Source organism: Streptomyces sp. NPDC001532 (assembly GCF_040298625.1).
Taxonomy (GTDB): Bacteria; Actinomycetota; Actinomycetes; order Streptomycetales; family Streptomycetaceae; genus Streptomyces.
Genome location: NZ_JBEPAL010000008.1, coordinates 90311 through 101556, shown reverse-complemented (window position 1 = coordinate 101556; position 11246 = coordinate 90311). Strand labels below are relative to the sequence as shown.

The following is an 11246-nucleotide window of genomic DNA, read 5'->3' as shown; positions in this document are numbered from 1 at the left end:
CCGGCTACAGCACGAAGCCGGGCTGCCCCTCGTCGGTGACGACGGGGCGGCCCACCGCTTCCCAGGCCTGCATCCCACCGTCGACGTTCACCGCGTCGATGCCCTGCTGGGCGAGGTACATGGTCACCTGGGCCGAGCGCCCGCCCGAGCGGCAGATCACATGGACGCGGCCGTCCCGAGGCGCCGCCTCGGTCAGCTCGCCGTACCGTGCCACGAACTCACTGATGGGAATGTGCAGCGCCCGCTCGGCATGACCCGCCCGCCACTCGTCGTCCTCGCGCACGTCCAGCAGGAAGTCGTCGTCCTTCAGGTCGGTGACCTGAACCGTGGGCACCCCAGCTCCGAAATTCATGCTCCCGACGCTACCCGACGCACCCCCGGCCGAGCCCGCTCAGCCCAGAGCCCGCCCGGCACAGCCCCGCGCCGGCACAGCCCTGGGCCTGCTCAGCCCTGGGCCTGCCTAGCCCCGCGGCGGCTCAGCCCTGGGCCTGCAACGCCGACAGCTCCGACTCCCGCTGCGACACCTCGGCCAGCAGCTGCTCGGCTATCTCGTCGAGCAGACGGTCGGGATCGTCCGGGGCCAGCTTCAGCATGGACCCGATCGCGCCCTCCTCCAGATCCCGAGCGACGACCGCGAGCATCTCCTTGCGCCGGGCCAGCCAGTCCAGGCGGGCATAGAGCTCCTCGCTGGGGCTCGGCACCCGCTCCTCCGGCACCGGACCGGCCGCCCACTCCTCGGCGAGCTCCCTCAGCAGAGCCTCGTCACCACGGCCGTAGGCGGCGTTGACACGGGTGATGAACTCCTCGCGCCGCGTCCGCTCGCCCTCTTCCTGCGCGAGATCGGGATGGGCCTTGCGGGCCAGCTCGCGATACAGCCGCCGAGCCTCCTCGCTGGGCCGCACCCGCTGCGGGGGCCGCACCGGCTGATCGGTGAGCATCGCGGACGCCTCCGGGAACAGACCGCCGCCATCCATCCAGCCGTGGAACAGCTCCTCCACGGACGGCATCGGCATCACCCGGGCTCGCAGCTCCTGCGCCCTGCGCAGATCCTCGGCATCACCGGTCCGCGCGGCCTTGATCTCGGCGATCTCGGCGTCCAGCTCCTCCAGGCGCGCGTACATCGGGCCGAGCCGCTGATGGTGCAGCCGGGAGAAGTTCTCCACCTCGACGCGGAAGGTCTCCACCGCGATCTCGAACTCGATCAGCGCCTGCTCAGCCGCCCGCACGGCCCGCTCCAGCCGCTCCTCGGGACGGGGCTCAGCACCGTCGGACACGGACTGTGGCTGCTCAGCTTCCGGGGTGGTCACCCGACCAGCGTAGGCCACGGCTTGGGGGGCTGGTCTCCTCGGCTGGAGGACTGCCCGGGGCGGGGCTGGAGGAGGGGCCGGGTCGGGGCTGGAGCGTCGGGCGTGGGCAGGAGCGCCGGGCGCGGGCCGGAGCGCCGGGCCGGCGTGGGCCGGAGCACCAGGCCGGCGTGGGCCGGAGCGCCGGGCGTGGACCAAGACGCCGGACCTGAGCCGAAGCACCGGGCGTGGACCGAAGCCCTGGGGGGCTTCCCCCCTCCCCCTCCCCCCGCCCCGCCCCCCATCCCCTAACCCCCTCAAACCCCCACTTCCGCAGCAACCCTCCCCGCCCGCACCGCGGCCACCAGTTCCGCGTGGTCCGCCTCGGTGCGGTCGGCGTAGGTGACCGCGAATGTGGCCATCGCCTCGTCCAGTTCCTCGTTCTTGCCGCAGTACCCGGCGATCAGGCGCGGGTCCGCGCTGTGTGCGTGGGCGCGGGCGAGCAGGGCGCCGGTCATGCGGGCGTAGTCGTCTACCTGGTCGGCGGCGAGGGCGGCGGGGTCGACGCTGCCCTTGCGGTTACGGAACTGGCGGACCTGGAAGGGCCGACCGTCGACCGTCGTCCAGCCCAGCAGGATGTCGCTGACGACCTGCATCCGCTTCTGCCCGAGCACGACCCGTCGGCCTTCGTGGTCCTCGGTCGGCGCCTCGAAGCCGGCGGTCAGCAGATGTGGCACGAGTGCCGATGCCCGCGCCTCCTTCACCTGGAGCACCAGCGGCTCTCCGCGGTGGTCCAGCAGCAGCACGACGTACGACCGGGTGCCGACGCTGCCGGTGCCGACGACGCGGAACGCCACATCGTGCACGGCGTGCCGGGCGAGCAGCGGCAGGCGGTCCTCGGACAGTGTCGTCAGGTAGTCCTCGAGTGCCGCCGCGACTGCCGCCGCCTCGGCGTCCGGTACGCGGCGCAGTACGGGTGGCGCGTCCACGAACCGGCGTCCGCCGTCCGGTGTCGGTTCGGTCGACTTGGCCGCGAACCGTCCGCTGGTGTTGGCCCGTGCCTTCTCGGAGACCCGTTCGAGGGTGCCGAGCAGGTCGTGGGCGTCGGTGTGGGAGACGAGTTCCTCGTCCGCGATGGCGTTCCACGCGTCGAGCACGGGGAGCTTGGCCAGCAGCCGCATGGTGCGGCGGTAGGCGCCCACGCTGTCGTGTGCGGCCGCGCGGCAGGTGTCCTCGTCGGCGCCCGCCTCCCGGCCGGCCAGTACCAGGGAGGCGGCGAGCCGTTTGAGGTCCCATTCCCAGGGGCCGTGCACGGTCTCGTCGAAGTCGTTGAGGTCGATGACGAGGCCGCCGCGGGCGTCGCCGTAGAGGCCGAAGTTGGCCGCGTGCGCGTCGCCGCATATCTGGGCGCGGATCCGGGTCATGGGGGTGCGTGCCAGGTCGTACGCCATGAGTCCCGCGGTGCCGCGCAGGAAGGCGAAGGGTGTGGCGGCCATGCGGCCGACTCGTATGGGTGCCAGCTCGGGTATGCGGTCGCGGTTGGACTCCTCGACGGCGGTCACGGCGTCCGGGCGGGAGTCGTCGAGGTCGAGCGTGGCGTGCGCGCTGCGCGGCACCCGGTCCCGCAGGGCCTTGCCCTCGTGCTTGGGCGAGCCGGGGCCCTGCACGGGCCACTCGGCGAATCCCCGCACCCGCGGCAGCCGCCCGTCGCCGGACCGCACTCCGCCCTCCGTCCGCGCACCGACCTCCGTCCGCGCTCCGCGCTCCGCCTGCACGCCGCTCTCCGTCCGCGCACCGGCCTCCGTCCGCGCACCGACCTCCGTCCGCGCTCCGCGCTCCGCCTGCACGCCGCTCTCCGTCCGCGCACCGGCCTCCGTCCGCGCACCGCTCTCCGTCCGCGCGCCGGCCTCCGTCTGCGCTTCGACCTCGGTCACTTCGACCGCCTCCCCCGTGCTTTCGCCGGCCGCTCCATCAGCAGCTCGTGCCGACCGTACAGCCGCTCAGCGGCTCGGCGTCAGCCCCTGTGGACAACTCCACAGGTGTGGAAAACTCACGCCCGCAGGAACGCCAGCACGGCCAGGACCCGCCGGTGTGTCTCCTCGGCGGGCGGCAGGTCCAGCTTGGTCAGGATGTTCCCGATGTGCTTGCCGACCGCCGCGTCGGACACCACCAGCTCGCGGGCGATGGCCCCGTTCGATTTGCCTTGCGCGACGAGGGCCAGGACCTCCCGCTCCCGGGGGCTCAGCCGCTCCAGCGGATCGCGCCGTCGGCGCAGCAGCTGCCGTACAACCTCGGGGTCGACGACCGTGCCGCCGTCCGCCACCTCGGCCAGCGCGTCGACGAACTCTTGGACCTGCCCGACGCGGTCCTTCAGCAGGTAGCCGACGCCGGTGCCGTCGCCGGAGTCCAGCAGTTCGGCGGCGTAGGCCCGTTGCACGTACTGGCTGAGCACGAGCACCGGCAGTCCGGGCCGGGTGCCGCGCAGCCGGACGGCGGCGTGCAGCCCTTCGTCCTGGAAGCCGGGCGGCATACGGACGTCCGTCACGACGATGTCGGGGGCGTGCTCTCCGACCGCGGTGACCAGCGCTTCCGCGTCCCCGACGGCCGCCACCACGGTGTGTCCGAAGCGGGTGAGCAGTCCGGCCAGGCCCTCCCGCAGGAGGACGCTGTCCTCGGCCAGCACTACGCGCAGGGGGCGGTCGGCTCGCTCAGCTCGCACGGGATCTCCACACGCAACAGGGTCGGCCCACCGGGCGGGCTGGACAGCACGAGTCTGCCATCGAGCACGGAGACCCGGTCAGCGAGCCCGGTCAGCCCACTGCCGCCAGGCGACCCGTCACGGCGAGCCCTGCCACCACCATCACCACCACCCGCAACAGCCCACCCCGCACCCCGCACTCCACCCGCAACAACCCACCCCGCACCCCGCTCGCCACCTGCCACAGCCCACCCCGCGCCCTGCACCCCGTCCGCCGCCTCCCACTCCCCGGCCCCACCACACCCGTCATCCCGCACCTCCAGCCACAACCGCCCTTCCCGGTACCCGCCCCGCACCACCGCCCGCTCGGCCCCGCTGTGCTTGTCGACGTTGGCCAGCGCCTCGCACACGACGAAGTACCCGGCGGCCTCCACCGCCTGCGGTGGCCGTCCGGGCAGCTCGAGTTCGACGTCGACCGGCACGGCGGACCGGTCGGCGGCGTCGGCGACGGCGGCGCTCAGGCCGTAGTCGGCCAGCACCTTGGGGTGGATGCCGTGGATCAGTTCGCGCAGCTCGGCCAGCGCCTCTCCCGCCTCGTCGTGAGCCTTGGCGAGCTGGTCGGCGAGCGGTCCGGGCGGAGCGTCCAGCCGGGCCAGCCCGAGGGTCATCGTCAAGGCCACCAGCCGCTGTTGGGCGCCGTCGTGCAGATCCCGCTCGATCCGCCGGCGTTCCGCCTCGAAGGCGTCCACCAACCGCACCCGGGACCGCGTCAGTTCCCCCACCCGGTCGTCCAACTCGCCCTCCCGCGAGGTGAGCAGCAACCGGGTGAGCCCGGCCCGCGCCCCGGCGCCGAGCCCCAGCGCGTACGCGCCCGCGGCCATCAGCAGCAACCCCAGGGCGGCGGCCGCGAACGCCGTCGGCCAGGTGGTCACCGTCCACAGCTTGACCACCTTCGCCTCCCGCCCGTCCCCGACGGTGGCCATCAGCACCGGTGTGGCGACGACGGCCAGCGGTATCAGCAGTCCCACGGTGAGCAGCAGTGCGTCCAGCGGCCACAGCAGTGTGGCGAACAGCAGTGCGTGTCCCAGTTCCTGCCAGGTCGACCGCTCCCGCAACCGCGTCGTCAGCCAGGCCCACAGCCCGGCGGCGCCCGGCTCGCGGTGCCACCGGGGCAGCGGCTCCCGGTCGACCAGCCGCAGCCGCCACCGCTCCGCCGACGCCACCGGCAGCCCGGCGAGCGCCAGTCCGACGAGCAGCGGCAGTCCGACCAGGACGACGGTCAGCACGCCACCGGCGACGGCCAGACTCACCAGTGCCACCAGCACGGCGGCACCGGTCACCGCACCGCTCGCCAGATATCCGGCCGCCCTCCAAGGCCACGCGGAAAGCGCGAAGCGCGGTCGGGACATGGCCTGCCACAGGTTGCCGGGCTGAAGGGGACGCATGCCCGCCACCGTAGGAGCCGCCGCCGTCCGGCCACCATCCGTCCAGCGGGCGTACGCGGGGTATGGCCGGCCCTACCCCGGTTCTCGCCCCTGCCGCACTGCGCCCGACACCCCCCGGGCGATTGGCTGAAGCCCTCCAGCTCACCGACCTCCCGGGGGACCCATGACCCATCACGCCACAGCTCAGCGCACCGCAGAAAAGCTGACCACTACGCCCACCACGTCCACCACCCCCGCCATCCGCCTCCGCTCCCTCACCAGAACCCACAGCACCGGCAACCACACAGTCGCCGCCCTGGACAACGTCTCCCTCGACTTCCCCCAGGGCACGTTCACCGCGGTGATGGGCCCCTCCGGTTCCGGCAAGTCGACGCTGCTCCAGTGCGCGGCGGGTCTGGACCGGCCGACGTCCGGCTCGGTCAGCCTCGGCGGCACCGAGCTGACGGGGCTCAGCGAGCGGCGGCTGACCCTGCTGCGCCGTGAGCGCATCGGCTTCGTGTTCCAGGCGTTCAACCTGCTGCCGTCGCTCACCGCGGAGCAGAACGTCGCCCTGCCCCTACGCCTGGCCGGCCGACGGGTGCCCAGGGCACGGATCCGTGAGGCGCTGGCACAGGTCGGCCTCGGCGACCGCGTCCGGCACCGGCCCGGTGAGCTCTCCGGCGGCCAGCAGCAACGCGTCGCCCTGGCCCGCGCCCTGATCACCCGCCCCGAGGTGCTCTTCGGCGACGAGCCCACCGGCGCCCTGGACTCGCAGACCGGCCGCGAGGTGCTGACCCTGCTGCGCGACATGGTCGACCGGGAGGGCCGTACAACCGTCATGGTCACCCACGACCCGGTGGCCGCGTCCTATGCCGACCGCGTCGTCTTCCTGGTCGACGGCCGGGTGCACGGCGAACTGACGGGAGCGACCGCCGACGCCATCGCCACCCGCATGACCACACTCGGATCACCCACCCCCAAGCCCCCGCCAACCCCGACCCTCACACCCACCCCCAAGCCCCCGCCCACCCCAAACCTCACAACCACAACCACAACCACACCGACACCCGCACCCGCACCCGCACCCGCACCCGCACCCGCACCCGCACCCAAGCCCACCCCCACCCCCACCCCCACCCCGGAGACCCCGCCGTGCTGACCACCGCTCTGCGCACCCTGCGCGCCCGCTGGGTCACCTTCGTGGGCAGCTTCGTCGCCCTCGCGCTCGGCGTCTCCCTGCTGACCGTGATGGGCCTGGCCCTCGCCGCCTCCGCCGACGTCCCCGACCGCGCGCCGGAACGGTTCGCCGCGGCCCCGGTCGTCGTCAAGGGCCAGGACACCCTCCGCGTGCCCACTCCCATCGGCGACCGCACCCACCGCCTCGCCCACCCCCGCCCGCTCCCAACCGAGGCGATCGCCCGGCTGGAGCGCCTGGGCCCGGTGGTGCCGGACCGCGCGTTCCCGGTCCGCGCGGGCAGTGCACAACTCGTCGGCCACCCGTGGTCGATCGCCGCCTTCACGCCGTACGACCTGACCGCCGGCCGCGCCCCGACGGCACCGCACGAGGTCGTCGTCACCAGCTCCGGTGCCAGCCCCGGTGCCAGCCCCGACGCCCGCCCCGGCGACAAGCTGCGCACGAACGTCGGCACCCTCCACGTGGTGGGCACAGCCCGACCCACCAGCACCGCCACCACCACAGCCGGCGACACCCGCCGCCCCTTCGAGACGGCCCTCTTCTTCACCGACGCCCGCGCCGCCGAGTTCTCCCCGGCCGCCCCGACCCAGGCCGTCGTGGACGCCGACCCGGCGGCGGTCCGCGCGGCGTTGGCGGACCGGCCCGGGATCCAGGTCCTCACGGGAGACGCGCGCCGCCTCGCCGACGCCGACCCGGACAGCGACACCGAGGCTGTGACCGCGCTGAACGCCCTGTTCGGGACGGCGGGCGGCGTGACCGCCTTCGTCTCGGTGTTCGTGGTCGCCTCCACCTTCGCCTTCGCCGTGGCGCAGCGCCGCCGCGAGTTCGGGCTGCTGCGCACCGCCGGGGCGACGCCCGGTCAGATCCGCCGCATGGTCGCCGCGGAGGCGCTGCTGGTCGGTGTGCTGGCCTCGGCCGCAGGCTGCGTTCTCGGCGGTTACGGCGCCCCGTGGCTCGGGGACCGCGTGGTCGAGGCCGGTCTCGCGCCCTCCTGGTTCACGATCGGTGCCCGGTCCGCCCCGGCCTGGCCGTACCACCTGGCGTTCTGGACGGGGCTGCTGGTGGCGCTGCTCGGGGTGGTGGCCGCGTCCTGGCGGGCCGGCCGGACCGGTCCGACGCAGGCGCTGCGCGAGGCGTCCGTGGACGCCGGCGCGCTGACCCGGGGCCGGCTGCTGTGCGGTACGGGCCTGCTGCTGACGGCGGCCGTGACGCTGGCCCTGGCTCTCGTCGGCGACCCTGGCGAGCTGCTGCACCGCAAGACCTACATCAGCCGTCCGATGCTGCTGATCACGGCGGTCGCGCTGCTGTCCCCGGCGGTGGTGCCGCCGCTGACCCGGCTGCTGGTCCGGCTGCCCGGTGTGACCGGCATGCTGGTGCGGGAGAACGCGACCGCCGCGGTCCGCCGTACCGCCGCCGTGGCGGCACCGGTCCTGGTCACCGTCGGCCTCGCCGGTTCCCTCCTCGGCGCCACCGAGACCCTGGACGCGGCGAAGTCCGCGGAGACCCGCGCACGCGTCACCGCGGACTTCGTCGTCACACCGCGCGGTTACGCCGTTCTCGCCCCGGAAACCCGCTCCCGCCTCCGCGCGGTGCCCGGCGTCGCCAAGGTCTCGGCGACCGCGTCCACCGCGGTGTACGTGCTGGAGGAGGGCGTGGCGCTGATCAGTTCGGAAGCGCGCGCGGCGGAGCCCGGTCCGCTCGCCGCGACCGCTCGGCTGCCGCTGGCCGCCGGACGCGTCGCGGACCTCGACGACGACTCGATCATCGTCAACGAGGAGTGGGAGCGGCACCGCGTGGGCGACACCGTGCGGGTGTGGCTCGGCGACGGGACCAGGCGTTCCCTGCGTATCGCCGCGGTGCTGCGCACCGGCACCGGCGACAACGGCGTCTACGTCACCCCGGCCAACGCTCCGGGCGCCCGCGTGGACCGTATCGACGTACGGCTCGCCGAAGGCGCCTCCGCGGCCTCGGCCGCCGCGGCCCTGAGGACGGCGGCGGGAGAGTCCGCGCGGTTGCTGACCACCACCGAAGCCCCCGCAACCACCCGCGCCACCGAAGCCACCACAACCACCCGCGCCACCGAAACCGCCACAACCACCGCAACCACCACCCCGAACACCACCACCCCGGACACCACCCGCCTCGGCCTCCTCCTGGTCCTCGGCATTGCCCTGCTCTACACGGCGATCTCGCTGGTCAACACCATGGTCATGGCGACCTCCGACCGGGTGGGCGAGCTGGCGGCGCTCCGGCTGGCCGGGGCGACGCGCGCGCAGACGCTGCGTCTGGTCGCGGTGGAGGCGCTGACGGTGGTGGCGGTCGGCGGGGTGCTGGGTCTGCTGGTCGCGGTGCTGAACCTGCTCGGTATGCGTGCCGCGCTCGCGCTGCTGGAGGTCCCGGCCGCCGTCCGGCTCCCTTGGCCGGAACTCGCCGTGACCGTCGTCGGGTGTGCGGTGCTGGCCGTGATCGCCTCCGTGGCACCGGCCGCGCTGGCCCTGCGCCGGGGGGCCGCGGCGCACGGCGCCGTGACCTGAGACATCCGTCACACCATCCGTCACACCGCCCGCCGCACAGCACCGGGATACGCGAAAGCCCCGCAGGTCCGAGACCTGCGGGGCTTCCAGCTGGTGCGCGAGGGGGGAGTTGAACCCCCACGCCCTTGCGGGCACTGGAACCTGAATCCAGCGCGTCTGCCTATTCCGCCACCCGCGCATTGGGTGTGTCTTCCGGCTCCGTTCCTTTCGGCCCGGCGCCTTCCGACACGCAGAACATTAGCACGCTGCGTGGGGTGGCTTCACATCCCTTCCCTGCGGCCCCCGCCGTGGTCGTCCACGTATCAACCTCGTACCGGTCGCGGCCGTCTGCCCAGGAGCAGGGCGGAGTCCACAGTCTGGTGCGGGACACTTGTTTGTGGCCGCCTCTACGATCCTTGGCAGGAGTTCGAAGGGGGGCTCGGCAGGGAACCTCGGAGGCGTCGGCACGCGTTCGACACCCGTCGGCCGGGCGCCCAGGGGGAACCAGCCGATTCACGGGCGCGTGGATACGATCAGTAAGCAGTACCGGGTAAGCAGTACGCAGGGCGGCACGCCCAGCAGTACACAGGGCAGCACGCAAGGCAGTAGACAGGGCAGTAGACAGAAGAGCACGCACGGCAGCACGCACAGCGGTACGCAGGACGGCAACGACGGAGGAGGTGCCCCATGGGAGTCCTGAAGAAGTTCGAGCAGCGACTCGAAGGCCTGGTCAACGGCACCTTCGCCAAGGTCTTCAAGTCCGAGGTGCAGCCCGTGGAGATCGCGGGCGCGCTCCAGCGCGAGTGCGACAACAACGCCACCATCTGGAACCGTGACCGGACCGTCGTCCCGAACGACTTCATCGTCGAGCTGAGCACCCCCGACTTCGAGCGGCTGAGCCCGTACTCGGGGCAGCTCGGGGACGAGCTGGCCGGCATGGTGCGCGACTACGCCAAGCAGCAGCGCTACACCTTCATGGGCCCGATCAAGGTCCATCTGGAGAAGGCCGACGACCTCGACACCGGCCTGTACCGGGTGCGCAGCCGTACGCTCGCCTCCTCCAGCAGCCAGCAGCCGCCCGCCTCCGCCCCGCCCGCCGGCCGCCCCGGCGGTTACGGCTACCCGCCCGCCGCCGGCCCCGCCGGCGCGCCCCCCATGCCTTCCGCCCCACCGCCCGGCTCGCGCCCCGGCGGTTACGGTTATCCGCCGGCCTCGGCCGGTCAGCGTCCCGGTGCCGCCCCGGCGGCCGGCGGACGCACCCGCCACTGGATCGAGATCAACGGCACCCGCCATCAGATCTCCCGCGCCACGCTCGTGCTGGGCCGCAGCACCGATGCCGACGTGCGGATCGACGACCCCGGCGTGAGCCGCCGGCACTGCGAGATCCGGACCGGAACGCCCTCGACGATCCAGGATCTCGGCTCCACCAACGGCATCGTGGTGGACGGGCAGCACACCACCCGCGCTACGCTCCGCGACGGCTCGCGGATCGTCGTGGGCAGCACCACCGTTATCTATAGGCAAGCCGAAGGGTGATCCGGGGGCAATGTCAGAGCTGACCCTCACGGTCATGCGGCTGGGTTTCCTGGCCGTACTGTGGCTGTTCGTGATCGTGGCCGTGCAGGTCATCCGCAGCGACCTGTTCGGAACGCGCGTCACTCAGCGCGGGTCCCGGCGGGAGGCCGCGCGGCCGCAGCAGGCCGCGCGTCAGGCGCCACCGCAGCAGCGCCAGCAGCCCGCGGGCGGCCGGGCGCGCCGTAACGCCCCTACGAAACTGGTCGTGACCGAGGGCACCCTCACCGGCACCACCGTCGCGCTGCAGGGCCAGACCATCACCCTGGGCCGGGCGCACGACAGCACGATCGTGCTGGACGACGACTACGCCTCCAGCCGGCACGCCAGGATCTACCCGGACCGGGACGGCCAGTGGATCGTCGAGGACCTCGGGTCGACGAACGGCACGTACCTGGACCGGAACCGCCTCACGACTCCGACGCCGATCTCGCTGGGTGCGCCGATCCGCATCGGCAAGACCGTCATCGAGCTGCGGAAGTAGTGCTACGTCATGAATGAGCGCGAGCGGAGCGAGCACGCAGCGGCGGTCCACACCCGGGGCCCCGGCGCGCTCCCGAC

8 protein-coding genes, 1 tRNA gene and 1 pseudogene are annotated in these 11246 nt (G+C 73.3%); 4 read left to right on the top strand and 6 right to left on the bottom strand.

What is annotated here, in order from left to right:
* Positions 1 to 4: 4 nt before the first annotated feature.
* The 5 genes from ABT232_RS10450 to ABT232_RS10430 form a co-directional block, all read right to left on the bottom strand.
* Positions 5 to 334 (bottom strand): rhodanese-like domain-containing protein, encoded by a 330-nt coding sequence (locus ABT232_RS10450; RefSeq protein ID WP_351838899.1) that lies wholly within the window; start codon positions 332 to 334, stop codon positions 5 to 7.
* A 142-nt stretch (positions 335 to 476) separates the two neighbouring features.
* Complete coding sequence (locus ABT232_RS10445) at positions 477 to 1307, bottom strand: hypothetical protein (RefSeq protein ID WP_351838659.1); 831 nt, start codon at positions 1305 to 1307, stop codon at positions 477 to 479.
* 293 nt (positions 1308 to 1600) lie between these two features.
* On the bottom strand, positions 1601 to 3004 hold the full coding sequence (locus ABT232_RS10440) for a DUF2252 domain-containing protein (protein WP_351838897.1): 1404 nt from the start codon (positions 3002 to 3004) through the stop codon (positions 1601 to 1603).
* Positions 3005 to 3333: 329 nt separating this feature from the next.
* Complete coding sequence (locus tag ABT232_RS10435) at positions 3334 to 3966, bottom strand: response regulator (RefSeq protein WP_351838896.1); 633 nt, start codon at positions 3964 to 3966, stop codon at positions 3334 to 3336.
* A complete protein-coding gene (locus ABT232_RS10430) occupies positions 3966 to 5426 on the bottom strand; it encodes a sensor histidine kinase (RefSeq protein WP_351838656.1) in 1461 nt (486 codons plus the stop codon). The genes ABT232_RS10435 and ABT232_RS10430 overlap by 1 nt, the downstream gene beginning before the upstream one ends.
* Positions 5427 to 5589: 163 nt before the next feature.
* On the opposite strand from ABT232_RS10430, the pseudogene ABT232_RS10425 reads away from it, so the two are divergent.
* Together ABT232_RS10425 and ABT232_RS10420 are read left to right on the top strand one after the other, a co-directional pair.
* Positions 5590 to 6369, top strand: a pseudogene (locus ABT232_RS10425) (ABC transporter ATP-binding protein); the annotation flags it as partial.
* A gap of 188 nt (positions 6370 to 6557) precedes the next feature.
* On the top strand, positions 6558 to 9134 hold the full coding sequence (locus ABT232_RS10420) for an ABC transporter permease (RefSeq protein ID WP_351838651.1): 2577 nt from the start codon (positions 6558 to 6560) through the stop codon (positions 9132 to 9134).
* A 91-nt stretch (positions 9135 to 9225) separates the two neighbouring features.
* On the opposite strand, the gene ABT232_RS10415 is transcribed toward ABT232_RS10420, so the two are convergent.
* A tRNA-Leu gene (locus ABT232_RS10415) sits at positions 9226 to 9312 on the bottom strand.
* Between the two features lie 488 nt (positions 9313 to 9800).
* Here ABT232_RS10415 and ABT232_RS10410 point away from each other — a divergent pair.
* Together ABT232_RS10410 and ABT232_RS10405 are read left to right on the top strand one after the other, a co-directional pair.
* Positions 9801 to 10649 carry an FHA domain-containing protein gene (locus ABT232_RS10410; protein WP_351838648.1) on the top strand — a complete coding sequence of 283 codons (849 nt, stop codon included), beginning with the start codon at positions 9801 to 9803 and terminating at the stop codon, positions 10647 to 10649.
* 10 nt (positions 10650 to 10659) lie between these two features.
* Positions 10660 to 11169 carry an FHA domain-containing protein FhaB/FipA gene (locus ABT232_RS10405; protein WP_351838645.1) on the top strand — a complete coding sequence of 170 codons (510 nt, stop codon included), beginning with the start codon at positions 10660 to 10662 and terminating at the stop codon, positions 11167 to 11169.
* The last annotated feature ends 77 nt before the right edge of the window (positions 11170 to 11246 follow it).

Coding starts and splice junctions, on each gene's coding strand:
- ABT232_RS10430 (WP_351838656.1), bottom strand. CDS start 5,426: ATGCGTCCCCTTCAGCCCGGCAACCTGTGGCAGGCCATGTCCCGACCG.
- ABT232_RS10410 (WP_351838648.1), top strand. CDS start 9,801: ATGGGAGTCCTGAAGAAGTTCGAGCAGCGACTCGAAGGCCTGGTCAAC.
- ABT232_RS10405 (WP_351838645.1), top strand. CDS start 10,660: ATGTCAGAGCTGACCCTCACGGTCATGCGGCTGGGTTTCCTGGCCGTA.